Source organism: Cryobacterium sp. N19, assembly GCF_002929595.1.
In the GTDB taxonomy this organism is placed as follows: Bacteria; Actinomycetota; Actinomycetes; order Actinomycetales; family Microbacteriaceae; genus Cryobacterium; species Cryobacterium flavum.
In genome coordinates this window covers 374,951-390,688 of sequence record NZ_PJJR01000051.1, presented here as the reverse complement: position 1 = coordinate 390,688, position 15,738 = coordinate 374,951, and the positions used below count along the sequence as shown (strand labels likewise).

17 protein-coding genes are annotated in these 15,738 nt (G+C 67.6%); 7 read left to right on the top strand and 10 right to left on the bottom strand.

Features of this window, described 5'->3' with window-relative positions; genetic code table 11:
* Positions 1–83: 83 nt before the first annotated feature.
* Complete coding sequence (locus CXY78_RS13450) at positions 84–1,409, top strand: helix-turn-helix domain-containing protein (RefSeq protein ID WP_104089758.1); 1,326 nt, start codon at positions 84–86, stop codon at positions 1,407–1,409.
* 70 nt (positions 1,410–1,479) lie between these two features.
* On the opposite strand, the gene CXY78_RS13445 is transcribed toward CXY78_RS13450, so the two are convergent.
* The 4 genes from CXY78_RS13445 to CXY78_RS13430 all read right to left on the bottom strand — a co-directional run bounded on the left by CXY78_RS13445 (position 1,480) and on the right by CXY78_RS13430 (position 5,168).
* Positions 1,480–3,075, bottom strand: a complete 1,596-nt coding sequence (locus CXY78_RS13445; RefSeq protein ID WP_104089757.1) for a PTS ascorbate transporter subunit IIC — start codon at positions 3,073–3,075, stop codon at positions 1,480–1,482.
* 48 nt (positions 3,076–3,123) lie between these two features.
* The gene (locus CXY78_RS13440; protein ID WP_104089755.1) at positions 3,124–3,396 is read right to left on the bottom strand and encodes a PTS sugar transporter subunit IIB; all 273 of its coding nucleotides are present in this window, start codon (positions 3,394–3,396) and stop codon (positions 3,124–3,126) included.
* On the bottom strand, positions 3,393–3,872 hold the full coding sequence (locus CXY78_RS13435; protein ID WP_092338891.1) for a PTS sugar transporter subunit IIA: 480 nt from the start codon (positions 3,870–3,872) through the stop codon (positions 3,393–3,395). Before CXY78_RS13435 ends, CXY78_RS13440 begins: the two co-directional genes overlap by 4 nt.
* A gap of 135 nt (positions 3,873–4,007) precedes the next feature.
* Positions 4,008–5,168 carry an ROK family protein gene (locus CXY78_RS13430; protein ID WP_092338893.1) on the bottom strand — a complete coding sequence of 387 codons (1,161 nt, stop codon included), beginning with the start codon at positions 5,166–5,168 and terminating at the stop codon, positions 4,008–4,010.
* Between the two features lie 56 nt (positions 5,169–5,224).
* On the opposite strand from CXY78_RS13430, the gene CXY78_RS13425 reads away from it, so the two are divergent.
* Positions 5,225–7,270: a transketolase gene (locus CXY78_RS13425; protein ID WP_233206188.1), complete on the top strand. Its 2,046-nt coding sequence runs from the start codon at positions 5,225–5,227 to the stop codon at positions 7,268–7,270.
* Between the two features lie 108 nt (positions 7,271–7,378).
* Here the strand turns inward: CXY78_RS13425 and CXY78_RS13420 are convergent, their stop codons facing one another.
* Together CXY78_RS13420 and CXY78_RS13415 are read right to left on the bottom strand one after the other, a co-directional pair.
* On the bottom strand, positions 7,379–7,756 hold the full coding sequence (locus tag CXY78_RS13420; RefSeq protein ID WP_140425710.1) for a hypothetical protein: 378 nt from the start codon (positions 7,754–7,756) through the stop codon (positions 7,379–7,381).
* Positions 7,753–8,187, bottom strand: coding sequence for a hypothetical protein (locus tag CXY78_RS13415; RefSeq protein ID WP_104089751.1), 435 nt, complete (start codon positions 8,185–8,187; stop codon positions 7,753–7,755). The genes CXY78_RS13420 and CXY78_RS13415 overlap by 4 nt, the downstream gene beginning before the upstream one ends.
* 368 nt (positions 8,188–8,555) lie before the next feature.
* Here CXY78_RS13415 and CXY78_RS13410 point away from each other — a divergent pair, with 368 nt between their 5' ends.
* Entirely contained in the window at positions 8,556–9,035 is a 480-nt protein-coding gene (locus CXY78_RS13410) for a 2'-5' RNA ligase family protein (RefSeq protein WP_104089749.1), read from the top strand.
* A gap of 54 nt (positions 9,036–9,089) precedes the next feature.
* Positions 9,090–9,752, top strand: a complete 663-nt coding sequence (locus tag CXY78_RS13405; RefSeq protein WP_104089747.1) for a hypothetical protein — start codon at positions 9,090–9,092, stop codon at positions 9,750–9,752.
* On the opposite strand, the gene CXY78_RS13400 is transcribed toward CXY78_RS13405, so the two are convergent.
* Positions 9,749–10,570 carry a nuclease-related domain-containing protein gene (locus CXY78_RS13400; RefSeq protein ID WP_233197379.1) on the bottom strand — a complete coding sequence of 274 codons (822 nt, stop codon included), beginning with the start codon at positions 10,568–10,570 and terminating at the stop codon, positions 9,749–9,751. The genes CXY78_RS13405 and CXY78_RS13400 overlap by 4 nt on opposite strands.
* Positions 10,571–10,836: 266 nt before the next feature.
* On the opposite strand from CXY78_RS13400, the gene CXY78_RS13395 reads away from it, so the two are divergent.
* On the top strand, positions 10,837–11,046 hold the full coding sequence (locus tag CXY78_RS13395; protein ID WP_092338902.1) for a hypothetical protein: 210 nt from the start codon (positions 10,837–10,839) through the stop codon (positions 11,044–11,046).
* Positions 11,047–11,050: 4 nt separating this feature from the next.
* Here the strand turns inward: CXY78_RS13395 and CXY78_RS13390 are convergent, their stop codons facing one another.
* Together CXY78_RS13390 and CXY78_RS21070 are read right to left on the bottom strand one after the other, a co-directional pair.
* A complete protein-coding gene (locus CXY78_RS13390) occupies positions 11,051–11,524 on the bottom strand; it encodes a heme-degrading domain-containing protein (protein WP_092338904.1) in 474 nt (157 codons plus the stop codon).
* 52 nt (positions 11,525–11,576) lie between these two features.
* Positions 11,577–12,257, bottom strand: coding sequence for a hypothetical protein (locus tag CXY78_RS21070; protein ID WP_092338906.1), 681 nt, complete (start codon positions 12,255–12,257; stop codon positions 11,577–11,579).
* 159 nt (positions 12,258–12,416) lie between these two features.
* On the opposite strand from CXY78_RS21070, the gene CXY78_RS13380 reads away from it, so the two are divergent.
* A complete protein-coding gene (locus tag CXY78_RS13380; protein WP_104089741.1) occupies positions 12,417–13,355 on the top strand; it encodes a DUF1524 domain-containing protein in 939 nt (312 codons plus the stop codon).
* Between the two features lie 11 nt (positions 13,356–13,366).
* Here the strand turns inward: CXY78_RS13380 and CXY78_RS21905 are convergent, their stop codons facing one another.
* Positions 13,367–14,875 carry a response regulator gene (locus CXY78_RS21905; RefSeq protein ID WP_104089740.1) on the bottom strand — a complete coding sequence of 503 codons (1,509 nt, stop codon included), beginning with the start codon at positions 14,873–14,875 and terminating at the stop codon, positions 13,367–13,369.
* 157 nt (positions 14,876–15,032) lie between these two features.
* On the opposite strand from CXY78_RS21905, the gene CXY78_RS13370 reads away from it, so the two are divergent.
* Positions 15,033–15,686, top strand: coding sequence for a hypothetical protein (locus CXY78_RS13370; RefSeq protein WP_104089738.1), 654 nt, complete (start codon positions 15,033–15,035; stop codon positions 15,684–15,686).
* Positions 15,687–15,738 lie beyond the last annotated feature (52 nt).

The window sequence follows — 15,738 nt, the reverse complement described above, 5'->3', positions numbered from 1 at the left end:
AGTACACGGCCGCAGGGGTTGCACAGGCGTTACACCTGGTCTCTGCTCGGCCTCATCGTCGAATCCAATGAGGGAGACAGCGCATGTCCACAGAGCCCAGCGGCGTGGTTCTCGCTGCTGGCCTGCGTTTTTCTTCGCCCCGCAAATACGAGCGGATGCTCCGCGCTGCCCACGATCACACCCGCGACGGTGCACCACCGCCCGCGATCACCGGCGACGTGTGGAACTCCTGGCAGCGCTCACTCGCCGCCGGCATTGACCCCGACCGCCATCTGCCCCGGCACCTGCATGAGGTGGCGGATGCCGTGGCGCTCCGCCGCGGGCATGCGCTGCAGACGGTGATGCCGGCCCTCAGTGAACTTCTCGCTGATGAGAGCTCTCAGGGTCAGCATCTGCTCGTGCTGGCCGATGCCCACGGTGAGGTTTTGTGGCGAGTCGGCAGCCGGGCGGCCTTGCGGCAGGCCGATCGGCTGGAGTTCGTGGAGGGGGCCGACTGGTCCGAGGCGGGTGTGGGCACGAACGCCATCAGCGAAGCAGTCCTCAGCGGCCGAGCGGCCCAGCTGTTCTCGGCGGAGCACCTCGTGCGCTCGCATCATGCCTGGGCGTGCACGGCCTCGCCGATCCGAGACCCGCAGACCGGAGTGGTGCTGGGGGTACTCACCGTGTCCGGGCCTCTCCACACGGTCACGGCAGACAGCGTGCGCATGGTCAAGTGTGGGGTGCGCGTTGCCGAGGAGTTGTTGCGGACCGCACAACGGGTGAACGACCGCACAACCAGAACCGTGGGTGCGGTCACGGTTAATCCGACAGCCGGGCACTCGTCAGCGGTCTCCCTCGACTTATTGGGTGAGCACCCGGCGGTTCTCACCGCCGACGGCCACCGGGTACTCCTCTCGCCGCGGCGCGCGGAAATTCTGGCCCTGTTGGAGTCGCGGGATCGCGGCTGGACGGCCGACGAACTCGCCTACTCCATTCACGGTGAGACCGGTTCTGCGGCAACCATCCGCATCGAAATGCACCGTATTCGGCAGGTTCTCGGCGATGCGCTGCAGTCAACGCCGTATCGCCTGGCCCCCGGCCTGCGCGGCACGTCTGACGCGGCGCGGGTCTTGCACCTGGTGCGCCAGGGACAGGTATCGGCAGCACTCGCCGCCTATACGGCCCCGTTCCTCTCCCGCTCAACCGCCCGGGCGATTGAACCTCTGCGGGCCGAGATCACGAGCGCGGTCGGGGCATCCGTTCGGGCCAGCGGAGATGCCGAGCTGCTGCGCCGGTGGTGCGCGACCGAGATGGGCAGCGATGATCGCGCCGCCGTACACGCCCTCGGGCGGCTAGCCGGCCAGGCCGATGCCGCCTATGTGTCGTCACTGGCTCGCCTCAGCCGCATCGACAGCGCGCTCGGCCTCTAACCGGGGCGCCTGCGCTGAGCGTTGTGCCCGCAGGGGCCGCACCGACCGGCGCGGCCCCTGCGTGCCGAAGTTACGCCGGTTTGTCGGCCGGCTCGGCGGTCTTCGCGGTCTCGGCGGTCTTCGCGGTCTCGGCGGTCTTCGCGGTCTCGGCTGCGGCCAGGCGTGCTGCCCTGGCCTCGGCCTTTGCTGCCGCAGCGGCCGCCTTGACGTCGGCTTCGATAGCGTCGACGAAAGCGGTGTGCTTGGCGCCGGGCATCCAGCCCTTGTTGGTGACCTTGACCTGGAAGATGATCGCAGCGACGACCAACACCACGCCGATGAGCACGGTGAGCATCACGCCGATGGCGGTGTTGTCGCCGAGCAGGCTCACGCCGATGAGCGTGCCAAACCAGCCGAAGTCCGCGTCACCGAAGGTGCTGTTGGCGAAGCCGAAGTTGCCGAGTACGAGCAGCAGAATGGCCGGCAGGATGGTGATCAGGATTCCGTTGACGAAACCACCGACCATGGCACCGATACGACCACCGGTGGCGTTGCCGTAGACACCGGCGCCACCGCCCGTGAAGAAGTGCGGCACCATGCCGGGCAGAATCAGGGCGAGACCAAACACCGGTCCGAGCCAGATGGCCAGCACACCGAGGCTGATCAAGCCACCAGCGAAGGACGCCAGGAATCCGATGAGCACGGCGTTGGCCGCGAACGGAAAGACGATCGGAATGTCGAGCGCGGGGCGGGCACCAGGCACGACCTTTTCGGCGATGCCTTGGAACGCTGGGACGAGCTCGCCGAGGATGGTGCGCACACCGTAGAGGATGATGGCCACACCCACGCCGAACTGCAGCGCCTGGGCGAAGGCGGCCATGATGAACGCGCCTCCGTCGACGGAGCCGAAAATAGCGAGGGCATCCGCTCGGGGAAGCGCGATGAGGCCCCAGATGGCGAAGACCATGTAGATGGCGACCATCGAGACCGAGGTAGCCACCATGGAGTCGCGCAGAAAGCGCAGGTTCTGCGGAAAGTTGATGTGCTCGGTGCTCTTGCTGCGCTTGCCGACGGCCTGGCCGACGGCGCCGGCAGCGATGTAGCCGAGGGTTCCGAAGTGGCCGATGGCGATCGTGTCGTCGCCGGTGATGCGCTTGGTCCACGGCTGGGCGAAGGCCGGCATGACGACCATGATCACGCCGAGCAGGCCACCGCCAATGACGACGACGAGCCAGCTGAGCTCGGATCCGAAGCCGACCGAGAGCACGACCGCGAGCATCATGGCCATGAAGACCATGTGGTGCCCGGTGAGGAACACGTACTTGAGTGGGGTGAATCGTGCCAGAAGCAGCATGACGATGAATCCGACGACGAGCACGTAGGCGCTGGTCGCTCCGAATTCCTCGGCGGCGAGGGCTGTGATGACCTCGTTGGTCGGAATCACGCCCTGCGCGCCGGTGACCTTGAGAATCAGGTCGCCGAGCGGGGTGAGTGAGGCGACAACCACACCGGCACCGGCACCGAGAATGAGAAAGCCGAGGGCTGCCTTGAGGCTGCCGCCGATGATGGTTCCGACCGGGCGGCGCAGGGCGATGAGTCCGACGGCCGTGATGATGCCCACCAGGTAGGCCGGCACATTCAAAATCTGCTGGCCGATGAAATCCAGAATGACTAAGAACCACTCCATGTCGGGGTGCTCCCTCTCTTACTCAGACGTGCGGTTGATGAAACAGGATTATTCGAGTGCGTCGGTGAGTTTCTGGGTGATTTCTTCAAGGTCGAAGAAGTTGTCGATGACGATGACCTGGGCCTCGACGTCGCCGATCTCCTCGGCGAGCTCTTCGCTCGTCAGCACGATCTCGGCGTCGCGCGCCATGCCGCGAGCCACGCCGATGTCGGCGGCCTCAACGTCGGCGTCGATGCCGAGTGTGCGCAGCACCTTCTCGGTGTTCATTTTCAAGAGAACGGATGTGCCGATCCCCATTCCGCAGACCGCGATGATCTTCATGAGAGTGCCTTTTCTGTGAGCAGTTGGGGGTTGGACATGATCGCGAGAACCTCGGCCGGCGAATCGGCCGCCTTGAGCGCGGCGAGCAGGTCGGCGTTCATCAGCACCCCGGCGAGGGCCTGCATCATCTCGAGGTGGCCTTCGTGGTCGGGGGCGGCCAGGCCGATAACGAGCGACACCGGGTCGTTTTTCTTGTGGCCGAACTTCACTGGCTCGTCGAGGGTGACCCAGCTGAGCCCGGCGCGCAGCACGGCGGGCGATGGGCGGGAGTGGGCGATGGCCAGACCGGGTGCGATGACGATGTAGGGGCCGAGCTTGTCAACCGCAGCGATCATCTCGGCCGTGTAGTCGTCGGTCGTGACGCCACCGGCCACGAGCGCGTCGCCGGCCAGGGTGATCGCGGCCTGCCAGTCGGCGGCGACGACGTGGGTGCGAATGGATGCCTGGTCGAGTTCGTCGGCGAGATTGACTGCCATGCCTGACTCCTTGGTTCTGGCCCTCAAACTGCAAGACCACGTCGTCTGCCCCAAAATGTTTGGTGCCGTGTCTCCGAGCCTAATGCGCATTCGGAACTTTTGTCTACAAGTGATCCAAAGTCGGGGTGAAAGTCCTTAGCGCGTGAGGTGACTGATGCGGTCGGCCTCGAACAGGGCGTCCTGCGCGATGAGCGAGGCACCGAGAACGCCGGCCTTGTTGCCGAGCCGGCTCGGCTCCACGGTGAGACCGGTGCCGGAGAAGGCGCGCACGTGCGCGAGGAGGGCCTCGCGCACCGACGACAGGTAGGGGTCGCCGGCCTCGGCGAGCTGGCCGCCGATGACGATCATGGCGGGGTTCAGCAGCCCGGCGACATCGACGAGGGCGTTCCCGATCTCGGCGCCGGCGGCAGCGAGCAGCCGCACGGCATCGGGTGAGCCCATGCGCGACAAGGCAACGATGTCGCCGGTGGTGCGAATGCGGTAGCCGAGAGCGTTGAGCTCGCGGCGAATGGCGTAACCGCTCGCGACGGCCTCGAGGCAGCCGCGCTGCCCGCAGCTGCATAGCTCGTCGCCGTAGCGAAAGCTGTGGGAGAAGTCGCCGGCACCGCCGCGGGCACCGCGGTAGACCCGGCCGTCGAGCACGAGCGCGCAGCCGATGCCGAGGCCAACCTTGAGCACGGTGAGGTCCCGATGCTCCGGCCAGCCGAGCCGGGATTCCGCGACCGCCATGATGTTCACGTCACGGTCGACGGCGAAAATGGCGGTGTAGTCGGCCGAAAAATAGTCCTGCACGAGCACGTCGTTCCACTGCGCGTCGATCTGGGGGGCGGCGAGCCGGCCGGTCGCGGCATCCACTGGACCGGGAACGCCCACGCCGATCCCCCGCACGTCGGCGCGGGTCTTGCCGAGCTGGCGCAATAGGTAGTCGAACACCTGGTTGGCCCAGGTGAAGACGGTGTCCGGGCCTTCCCAGAGGCCGATATCAGCCTGGTCTTCGATGAGAATCGTGGAGACCAGATCGGTCACCGCCACGCGGGTGTGCGAGCCGCCGATGTCGACGCTGAGCAGCAGGCCGGCGTCTGTGTTGATCGCGAAGCTTTCGGCGGGGCGGCCACCACGGGAATCACTCTGGCCGGCGACAATGATGATGCCGGCCGCGAGCAGTTCGTCGAGCCGGCGGGCGAGGGTGATGCGCGACCAGCCGAGTTCGTCGATCAGTGCCGGGCGAGTCGTCGCCAAGCCCGCGCGAATGAGATCGAGCACGACACCCGACCCGGTCGACATGGCGTGGGCCACCGCAGCTCCTTCGATTGACTTAAGTATATTTATATACCAATGTGTAAAGTATGACTGTGAATTCTCGTTCTGTCACCATCGATGCCGATGTTGATCGCTCCGCTGAAGCTCGGGCGGTTGCTGCTGCCACTGCTATTCCTGCCCACATAGTGCAGTCGAAAGGCCACGGCCACGGCGGCACCGCGATGGCGCTCGCCCCACTCTCGCACGTGCTGTACTCCCGCGTGATGCGGCACAGCCCCAGCAACCCACACTGGGTGGCCCGCGACCGGTTCGTGCTGAGCGCCGGGCACGCGAGCCTGCTGCTCTACGTGCAGCTGTTTCTCACCGGCTACGGCCTGACCCTCGACGATATTGCGGCCAGCCGCACGCTCGGTTCGCGTACCCCGGGGCATCCGGAACACGGCCATACCGTGGGTGTCGAGATGAGCACCGGCCCGCTCGGGCAGGGGGTGGCATCCGCTGTGGGAATGGCGATCGCCGCCCGCAAGGAGGCCGCCACCTTTACGCCTGGCTCGGCTTTGCTCGACCACACCGTTTGGGCGGTGGCCGGCGACGGTTGCCTGCAGGAGGGCGTCTCGGCCGAGGCGTCGAGCCTGGCCGGCACCCTCGGCCTCGAGAATCTTGTGCTGATCTGGGACGACAACGGCGTGACCATCGACGGGCCAACCACGGATGCCTTCGCCGAAGACGTGCGCGCCCGCTACCGCGCCTACGGCTGGCGAGTGCTGGAGATCTCCGACGCCACCGACCTCGACGGCATCGAACGGATGCTGCGCCTCGCCGCCACCCGCACCGGTCGCCCCACCCTCGTGGCCGTGTCCACCACCATCGGAGCCCCCTCGGCCGTGTTCGGCGGGCAGCCGGCCGCGCACTCCGGCGGATTCGGGGCCGACGAACTCGCCGCCATCAAACGCTCCCTCGGGTTCGAGGCGCACGCCACACTCGCGCAGCTCGTTTCGCCCGAGGCACTCGCCTTCTGCCGCCGCGCCGTACAGCGCGGACTCGACCTGGAGGCGGGCTGGGGCGCGGACTTCGCCGCGTGGGCCGGTTCACACCCCTTAGCGGCGCAGGCCTGGCTCGCCTTTCACTCCGGCACCGACCAGGCGGCCGCCACGGCGGCGCTCGACGCCGTCGTTATTGCCGCGCCGGGCACGCCGGTGGCCACCCGCAAGACCAACGGCCAGGTCATTCAGGCGCTGACGCCAGCGCTGGCGCTCTGGGGCGGATCGGCCGACCTGAGCGGCTCCACCAACGTGACCGTTCCGGGCACGGCCGTTTCGGCGACCAACCCCGGCGGGGATTTCATCCACTTCGGTATTCGCGAGCACGCCATGGCCGCGATTCTCAACGGCATCGCCCTGGCCGGTCCGTGGCGGCCGTTCGGCTCGACCTATCTCGTGTTCAGCGATTACCTGCGCCCGGCGATGCGACTCGCTGCGCTCATGCGCCTGCCCGTGCTCTACGTCTTCACCCACGATTCGGTCGCGGTCGGCGAGGACGGCCCCACCCACCAGCCGGTTGAGCAGATCGCCTCGCTGCGCACCGTGCCGCGCCTGGCCGTCATTCGCCCAGCGGATGCTGCCGAAACCGTGGCCGCCTGGCGTCGCCTCGTTGCCCGCCCCGACGGGCCAGCGGCACTCCTACTGTCGCGTCAGGACGTGCCGGTCGTCGGCGTTCGCAGCGGGCTCGACGCGGGCGTTGCCGCCGGCGGATACGTGACCTGGCAGAGCGGAACCGGCCTCGACTTAGCGCTGATCGCGACCGGCAGTGAGGTCTCCGTGGCCATTGCTGCGGCCGAACAGCTCAGCGCTGACGGCCTCGCGGTGCGCGTCGTGTCGATGCCGTGCGTGGAGTGGTTTGCCGACGCATCCCCGGCCTACCGCGACGAGGTTTTGCCTTTAGCGGTGCACGCCCGGGTGGCCGTGGAGGCCGGGCGCAGTGACGGCTGGTGGCGCTGGGTCGGCCCTGACGGCGAGGTCGTCGGCATCGACGACTTCGGCGAATCGGGCAGCGGGCCTGAGATCATGGCGCTTAGCGGTGTGACCGTGGAGCACGTGGTGGCGGCGGCGCAGCGGGCGCTGGCGCGCGGCATCCGGTAACACCGACCTCGACCGGGAGACCCGGTCCGTGCAGGCATCTGCCACGATCGCCACGGCGGGCGGGTTGCGCATCACCGTCGTGCGGGTGCTCGACGGCTTCGGCCCTCATCACTTTCGCGGCGCCACGGTGACCGTGGCGACCTGTTCCACCAGCGGATGCCCGTGGTCGCCGTTCGACACAACGCCCTTCTCCCACTTCAGAACGAGTCCGGCTGGGGTGTCTTCGAGATTCGCCAGGCAATTATCAAACCACGGGCCCTTGACTCCCGCCCAGTGAAATGACGGCGACGTGACCCCGGCGGATCGGGCCAGCAGCGCGGTCAGCCTTGTGGCGATGGTGTAGGCGAGCACGGCGGAGAACGAGCGCATGATGATGGGCAGCGGATTGCGGATCGGCGAGCAGACGGCCTGCACGATGCGGCTCCCCGTCGCGCGCTGCACCTCGGAGGCCGTTGAGTAGTGCACGTCGCCTGACAGGAATGTCACGGTCTGCGGAGCCGGGCCGCGGCGGCCGTCGGCCACCTCGGTGGCCATTCGTGCCAGCTGGCGAAAACTGCGCTCAAACGCGGCCCAATGCTCCAGATCGACGAGCCGGCGCAGGCGCTCGCCCACCCGGCCGCGGGCCTGCCCGACGCTCCTGTGGAGACTGCTTCATCCCACGATTCGAGGTGGTGAAGGCCGGGCGGCAGGAGAAAGGGCAGTGAGGTGCCGACCAGCAGGTGCCGAAAGCCGCCGCGCATCCGCTCGCCGAGCCGGGCGGTGAGATCGAGTTCGGTCTTACCGATGTGGGCCGCGATCTCCCGCCAGATCTCGTCGGCGGCGCGTTCCGCCGGCGACATGTTGCCGAGATGCTGGTACACCCAGTAGGAGGCCAGCCCCGCCACGATGCGGCCGTGCCACCATGACGTCGCCTCCATGTCGCGCTTCCAAGCCAGGGACGTGTTCCAGTCGTCGCGAATGTCGTGGTCATCGAAGATCTTCCCCGCATATCATCACGGCGACCCTCAACGGAGTGAGCACGTCGATCAATATCGAAGTCATTCCGACCCCGCGCTGCCACTAGCCGGCGCACTCCTGGCTCTTCTGGCGGGCATGACTGCCGTCATCGCGCTGGCTCGGCGGGCATCCGCTTAGGCGAACCGCTTCCCGAAGCTGGGCCGGCGTGCAGAACTGCGGATGGATCACCAGAATCAGGCAAAATTTTCACTGCAGCACGTGGGTCTGGTCGAGATCTCCGCAGTTGTGAACGACGAGTCGACCACATCGGCCCGTTTAGACTCGGCGCATGCCCCGCCTTGTTGTCGTTCTGCCGCTTACGCCGCTCGAAACCGGAGCGAGCTTCTTCGTCGCCGCCTGGCCGCTGCACATCACCGTGCTCGCGCCCTTTGAAACGGATGCCTCCCCAGACGAGATCGCACGCGCCACCGCCGCCGCGCTGGCCGGATTCCCTGCTATCACCGTGGTCGCCGGGCAGGACGAGCTGTTTGGTCGGCACCATGACATTGCCGTGACGCTGATCGACGAGAACGCCGCGTTGACCAGGCTGCACGACCTGCTCGTTGCCGTGCTGCGGCCACTCGCCACGTCTCCGGCCGGGCCGGCGTTTTCCGGGCCGGATTTTCGGGCGCACGTCACCGTGAAGTCGCAGGGTCGAGTGCACGCGGGCGACGCGCTCAGGCTGACCCAGATCGCGCTTGTGGACATGGTGCCGCGCGCGTCATCGAGCGGCCGCACGGTGCTCGCGACGCTCAAGCTCGGCAGCTGATCTGAACGGGCGGTCTGGCTCGCGGCCACTCCAGCGGCGAGTACGCTCGAAACCGTGCTGTCCCGCGATCTGATTCGTCTGTACCCCGAGCTCTACCACGTGGCCGCCGACGGCAGCTGGCCCGCCATCGAGCGGCACGGGCTGCTCAGTCCGGCCGCGCTCGTGACCCGCTGGGGCGTCAAGCAGGGCGCACCTCAGGCCGCCATTCTCAGCAAGCGACGAGGTGAGTCACGCGTGCTGGAGCATGCGGAATTCGGAACCGCGGTCATCCGTCATCAGAAGGCCATTCATGAGCCGTCGCTCGAGGACGCCCTCGACGATATGACCCTCGCCGAATGGTACGCAGCCCTGAACGACCGGGTGTTCTTTCACCTGCAGCCACGGCTGCTGCGCGACCTGCTGAACGCCCGCTCCTATCGGGACGACGCCCACACCGTGATCACCCTCAGCACCAAGAGTCTGGTCGCCGCGCACGAAAACGAGATCGAGCTGAGCGCGCTCAACTCCGGCTTCGCGCAGCGGCACAGCAAGGAGCCGCGGGGGCGCGACACCTTCCAGTCGATCGAGGACTACAAGCATCCGACCCGGTCGCACGCGGTGACCAAGGGGCAGGATATCGCCGAACTCGCCATTCCGCGCGGAGTGCGCGACCTGCGCGACCACGTCGTACGCGTCGAGCGGATGCGCGAGGGCACGGTTCTCGAGCGCCTCGCCTAGCGCACCGCGAGATACTCGACGGCGGCGACGATCAGGGGTGAGGTGGCGACAGCCAGCACCGTCGCAGCAGCCGCACCGGCGAGCACCGCGAACGTGGTGCGTCGGGTGCGGGCTGCGGCAACCTGCTGTTCGAGTGTGGTGAATCGTGCGTGCAGGTGCGCCGGAGCGAGCGGCTGGGCCGCTGCGCGCCAGGTCGCCGGGTCGTCGATGGCGGCGGTGAGCGCGGCCTGCTGCTCGGCGCTGAACACCCGCGGGCGAGCCACGAGCCACCGGCGCAAGCGCGGGGAGTCGATGACCGTCACGGCATCCGGCTTGCGAGCCAGCAGAATTTTGTGCGGATTGACCAGCACAATAACGGACTGAACCACGGTCGTGGCCGGCAGCACAGCACCGAGCAGTGCGGTGATCTGGGCCGATTCAAACCGGGCATCGCGCAGGTACGGCATGGCGTGATCATTGATCGGAATCGAGCGCAACGCCCCGGTCAGGTCGCGATCCCAGTGCGTCTTGGAATTGATCGAGAAGATTCCACCGGGGCCCACGACGAGGTGGTCGACCCAGAACGCGGTATTGCGAATGGGCAGGGAATGGTAAATGCTGTAGCCCTCAGGGAGCCGACCGAGAATATCGCCGACGATCATCTCGGCCTGCGCGGCGCGCAACCAGCTGAGCTCGTTCGCGTCAAGCGGCGAGGCTCCCAGGGTGCGCGCGATCCGAGAACGTGCCGGCCGATCGGCGTGCTGGCGGAGCAGTTCTTCGACGACGGACTGCCCGGCAAACCCACCGGGAGCAGACGGGACCAGAGTTGCGATGGGCATCACCGAGGCAGCCGGCTCGTGATCACGAGACGGTAGTCCAGGCCTAAGACTTGTCATAGCCACGTTCACTTGCCTCACCACGGGTTCGCACCTCGTACTATCGTGCCACCGGCACCTGCCGATTCAGTGTTCACAATCGGCAGGGCCGCAACATTGGTTAGCAATTAATAAGTAATGCTCATTCGAGTTGCGGAGGCGACGGCCTCCCCCACTCAGCCGGGCAACGTCGGCTAACCTGAAAGCCACCCCACTGATTGGAATTACTCGTGTTACACCTGACGTTCAACGTTTGCGCGATCTCAGGGCTCGCGTTCAGCGGCCTGGCCGTTCTGTTGCTACTGGCCAACTTGCTCTCGGGCAACCAGTTCGTCGACGTCATTCTGCCGGCGGCCGTGGTGTCGCTCGTGATCGGCGGCGCGTTCTCGGTGCGGGCCCGACTGCTCTCGGCCAAGGGTCACCGGCCAGCCAAACGTTAACGGGTCAGGCCGCCGCCAACTGCGCCCGCAGCGCCTCGACGACGAGGGCATGATCGTCGAGCTGTGGCAGCCCGGAGACGCCGACCACGCCCACCATCGACCCACGCACGAACAGTGGGAACGCTCCCCCGTGCGCCGCGAAACGCGTGGGATCAAGTCGGGCATCAACGTCGAAGTCGACACCGCGGCTGCGAAATTCCACGCCGACGGCGAGCGATGAGTGCCCGTAGCGGCGCACGACGGCGAACTTGCGCTCCAGCCAGCCGTCATTATCAGCGGATGCTCCCGCCAGGCCCACCTGGAACACCCGCTGGTCACCCAGCACGATCGAGATCGCGACCGGCAACGCCTGGGCGGCGGCGGTCGTGCGGAGGCGGGTGCCGAGCGCCCACGCATCGTCGTGACTGAACGCGTCGAACTGCAGGGTGCGTTCCTGGTCGAGCAGAATCTGCAGTTGGGCGAGGTCGTCGGTGTGCATCGAGGGTCCAATCCGGGGGCGTCATTGCCGTGCCACCGCGGTCGCCGGGTGGCTAGTCCCCCACGCTACCGGGCCGGGGCAGAATAGTCGGGCGACGACCCCAGGTGAGCGGGTTGTCGATCACGGCGGCGAGTTCCATGCGTTCGATCGGGCGCAACACCTGCGGGCGCGCGGCCAGCCAGTCGCCGAGCGTCGCCGCCCCGAGCACCGGCACTGTGGTCATTCTTCCCGAACGGCCGGTGACCCACAGTACGCGGGCGCCCAGCAGCACCAGCGCCGGCTGCACCGCGGTGCGTAGCGGCAGCCGCCCGCGAATCTGCGTGGTGAGCTGATTCGCGTCGGCCTGTGCCGCCGCGAGATCCGGCGAGCGCCGCCCGGCGACGAGCACGCTCTGGCAATGCACCCAGGCAATCTGACCGTCGCAGAGCTGCGCGTGCAGGGCGAGAACCCCGCCGGGGCCGACCAGCAGGCGCATCGCGCTCGGACCATCAGCATCGAGTGTGGGCAACGTGAATGCGGCCCAATGTTCGGGCAGCGTCGCGAGCAGCCTGTCGACGGCGGATTCAACCTGCGCACGAGCCAGCGCCAAGTCGGTCGGCGTCGCCGCGGGGCGGGACGCGCGGCCGAGCAGCCAGGTTGGGCCGGTTGATAATCGAGGCGCTCCGGTGCGCGTCGATTCGGGCAATACCGGGGGCGTCGACAGACGCCGCCGCGTGGAGAGTATGTGAGTCATCGGGCTCCTCGCCGGGTTCTATATCTTGCCAGTGCCGCCCCCGCCGCAAGACCCCCAGAATGGGTTACTTTTCATCAAGCGGATGCCGCCACGTCTCGAGGCGACCGGGTCGCACCACGTATATTCGAAGGGTCGTGCCGCGCGGCCAGAAGGAGCCCCATGACCGTTCGACGCCCGACCCGATCGTTCCTGCTAATTGGGTTGATCGTGGGGGTGCTCGCGGCGATCCTGGTGGGAACGTCGGTGGCGGGGTCATCCGTTTCGTCGAATCTGGCCGACCCAACCAGCAGCGGGGCACCGACGGCGACCATCGAGCCCAGGCCGACGGTAACGGCAAAAACCGCGCCGCCGCCCGGGCCCGACAACGCGGCCTTGGCCGTGCTGGCGACCCTGCCGGTGAAGGGGCGCGCGCCCAAGACCGGCTACGACCGTGAGGGAAGCTTCGGTTCGGCCTGGCAGGACCTGGACCAAAACGGATGCGACACCCGAAACGATATCCTGGCCCGCGACCTGACCGTGCTCGTAGTGGCCACTGATTGTGAGGTGCAGAGCGGCATCCTGCTCGGCCCGTACACCGGACTGACCATCGACTTCGTGCGCGGCCAGACGACCTCGTCGCTCGTGCAGATCGACCACGTCGTCGCTCTGTCGAACGCCTGGCAGACCGGAGCGCAGCAGCTGTCGCAGGAGCAGCGGGTGGCGCTGGCCAACGATCCGCTCAACCTGCTCGCCGTCGAAGGCGTCACCAACTCGCGCAAGGGGGATGGCGACACGGCCACCTGGCTGCCGCCGCTGAAAAGCTATCGGTGTGCCTATGTAGCTCGGCAGATTTCGGTGAAGGCGACCTATGCGCTGTGGGTGACGACAGCCGAACACGATGCGATGACGCGCATCCTGTCGGACTGCCCGAACGAGGTCGCGACGGCCACCGACCCCGTCGTCGCACCGGCGCCGGCACCGGTGGCCGACCCGCCGAGCGACGTCTTCTTTCAGAACTGCACCGCCGCGCGGGTGGCCGGCGCGGCCCCGGTGCACGTTGGCGAGCCCGGCTACGGCCGCCATCTTGACCGCGACGGCGACGGAACCGGCTGCGAATAGGCCGAGTCTGTTCAGTCGGCGCGCGGCAGCGTCAATGCGAAACGAGCACCGGCCAGCGCGCCAGGGGTCGCGATCGGGCCCAGGCACTCGAGGGTTCCGCCGTGCGCCCTGGCGAGAGCTCGGGCAATCGACAGACCGAGGCCGGAACCACCGCGGTTACTCGCCCGCGACGGGTCGAGGCGCACAAAACGTTCGAAGATGCGCTCGCGGTCGGCCTCGGGCACACCGGCTCCAGAGTCGCTCACCGTCAGCTGCACCGCGCCGTCAACAACGGCCAGATCGGTGCGGATGCTGCCGCCCACCTCGGTGGCGTTGCGCGCGTTCCCGAGCAGGTTGGTCGCAACCTGCGCCAACCGTGAGGCTTTCCCGCTCGGCGCGAGGCGGGTTGTCACGCAGCAGGGTCTCCGCGCTGGCCTGTAGACCGGCGGCGGGGGTGCGCAGCTCGTGCGAGACGTCATGCGGGTGAGTGGACGCAGCGCGACTCCGACCACACCGGTCAGCAACAGCCAGGTCACGACGATGGTGAGCAGGCCGGCCACGACCTCGATCGTGCGCAGCTGCACCAGCACCGCGTCGATGCCGGCCTCACTCGAGCTGAGGGTGAGGGTTCCGCCGGCGACGGTCTGGGTGACCGAGAGTCGGTCGCCGCTCTGGGTGACGACGGCGCCCGGCACTGATTCGGCGTGCGGCGGCATGCCAGGGCCACGGTCGGCGCCGGGAGTGGGGTCGGCCCGCCCGTAGACCGTGTCGCCGCCGACCGAGTAGGTCACGGTGACGTCGTCGCCGGTGAGCCGGTTCGCCAGGCTCTGCGCCTCCAGGCCCTGCTCGGCCAGAATCTGCGCGTACCCGGCCCGGTCGATCAGCCGCTGCTGCAGGTCGGCGCGCAGCTGACCGCCGAGCACGAGGTTGATCAGAATACCGACCGCCACCAGCACAATCGTGAGCATCGCCAGAACTGCGGCGACGACTCGCAGTCGCAGTGAGGTGGTGCGCATCGGGCGTACTTTCGTAGAAGGGAAACGGATGCCGCGTGCGCGGCGAGCAGACGGCATCCGCTGGTATCGGTGCCGGTCAGGCGGTGAGGCGGTAGCCGATCCCCCGCACGGTGTGGATGAGGCGCGGACCTGCATGGTCGGGGAGACCAGGCGTCCGGTGCGGCGGAGCACGGCGGTCACCCGTGCCGCGAGCTCGGCCAGTACGAAGGGCTTCATGATGTAGTCGTCGGCGCCGGCCTGAAACGCGGCAAGCCGATCGTCGACCGCGTCACGCGCGGTCACGAAGAGCACGGGTGTGTTGCCGGCAGCCCACAGCCGCTGGGCCAGGTGCAGCCCATTCTCGCCGGGCAGCATAATGTCGAGCACCGTGGCATCGGGCCGGAATCTGGCGATGCGCTCGGCGAAGTTCTCACCGTCGGGCGCGGTATCGACGACGAAACCGGCCTGAACGAGCGCCTGGCCGATCGCTCTGCGCAGCGTCTCCTCGTCTTCGACGACGAGAACGCGGGCAGGTTCGGTGGGCACGCTCTAACAGTGCGGGGCCAAGCTGAGCGTTTGCTATGCGCCTGCTGACCGTTTGGCGACCCCCGGCAAGATTCAGTTCGTCTTCAGATTCGCCCCCGAGGCTGAAAAAGAGAGAAGCCCCGAGTGGGCATCCACTAGCTCACGCGTAGGAGAAATTATGACCCGCACCAACGATTCCCAGCCCACCGACCCGAACGACCCGAACCCGTCGTCCAGAGCCTCGGAGGGTTCAACGCCCGAAACAGCTGCGGCCGCACAGGACGAAACGGCCGCGACCGAAGCCGTCGACTCGCAGTCGAGCCCGCCCTATGATGCTCAGGCCACCCTGCCGTTTGATTCGAACGCGACGGTTCCGCTGCACGATGTGCCGAACGCCGGGCAGCCGCTGGCCAGCGAGGCGAACGCGACCGTTCCGTTCGCGGCCGCCGCGAACGGCTACGCCATGCCGAACGCGCCGTACGACCCGGCCGCCCCGAAGAAGAAGACGGGAGGCTCCCGGTACCGCAAGCCCGTTCTCATCGGAAGCGTCGCCGCGGCTGCGCTGCTCCTCGTTGGCGCCGGGATCGGTTTCGGCATTGGCACCAGCGTGGGTTCGAACGCCGAATTGGCCTCGAATAACTCCAGCATCTCCAACGGTCTCGGCGCCGAAGCCGATGGCGACTCGGCCACGGAGCCCGGAGCGGGCCGCCCCGGCGGCGAGGACGGTCCCGGAAACGGCCCGGCCCACGGCGGCCCGCGGGGAACCGATGACGGCACCGCACCCGTCGCACCGCACCCGTCGACGGATGCCCCGACCGCACCGACCTCCTAACCAGCACGAGCAGAAGCCGCTCGAAGCCGTGCATTGTGCGGCGCCGAGCGGC

Excerpts from the sequence above, each read along its gene's own strand:
- CXY78_RS13450 (WP_104089758.1), top strand. The coding sequence starts at position 84 with ATGTCCACAGAGCCCAGCGGCGTGGTTCTCGCTGCTGGCCTGCGTTTT.
- CXY78_RS13445 (WP_104089757.1), bottom strand. The coding sequence starts at position 3,075 with ATGGAGTGGTTCTTAGTCATTCTGGATTTCATCGGCCAGCAGATTTTG.
- CXY78_RS13440 (WP_104089755.1), bottom strand. The coding sequence starts at position 3,396 with ATGAAGATCATCGCGGTCTGCGGAATGGGGATCGGCACATCCGTTCTC.
- CXY78_RS13435 (WP_092338891.1), bottom strand. The coding sequence starts at position 3,872 with ATGGCAGTCAATCTCGCCGACGAACTCGACCAGGCATCCATTCGCACC.
- CXY78_RS13415 (WP_104089751.1), bottom strand. The coding sequence starts at position 8,187 with ATGGAGGCGACGTCATGGTGGCACGGCCGCATCGTGGCGGGGCTGGCC.
- CXY78_RS13410 (WP_104089749.1), top strand. The coding sequence starts at position 8,556 with ATGCCCCGCCTTGTTGTCGTTCTGCCGCTTACGCCGCTCGAAACCGGA.
- CXY78_RS13400 (WP_233197379.1), bottom strand. The coding sequence starts at position 10,570 with ATGCCCATCGCAACTCTGGTCCCGTCTGCTCCCGGTGGGTTTGCCGGG.
- CXY78_RS13390 (WP_092338904.1), bottom strand. The coding sequence starts at position 11,524 with ATGCACACCGACGACCTCGCCCAACTGCAGATTCTGCTCGACCAGGAA.
- CXY78_RS21070 (WP_092338906.1), bottom strand. The coding sequence starts at position 12,257 with ATGACTCACATACTCTCCACGCGGCGGCGTCTGTCGACGCCCCCGGTA.
- CXY78_RS13380 (WP_104089741.1), top strand. The coding sequence starts at position 12,417 with ATGACCGTTCGACGCCCGACCCGATCGTTCCTGCTAATTGGGTTGATC.
- CXY78_RS13370 (WP_104089738.1), top strand. The coding sequence starts at position 15,033 with ATGACCCGCACCAACGATTCCCAGCCCACCGACCCGAACGACCCGAAC.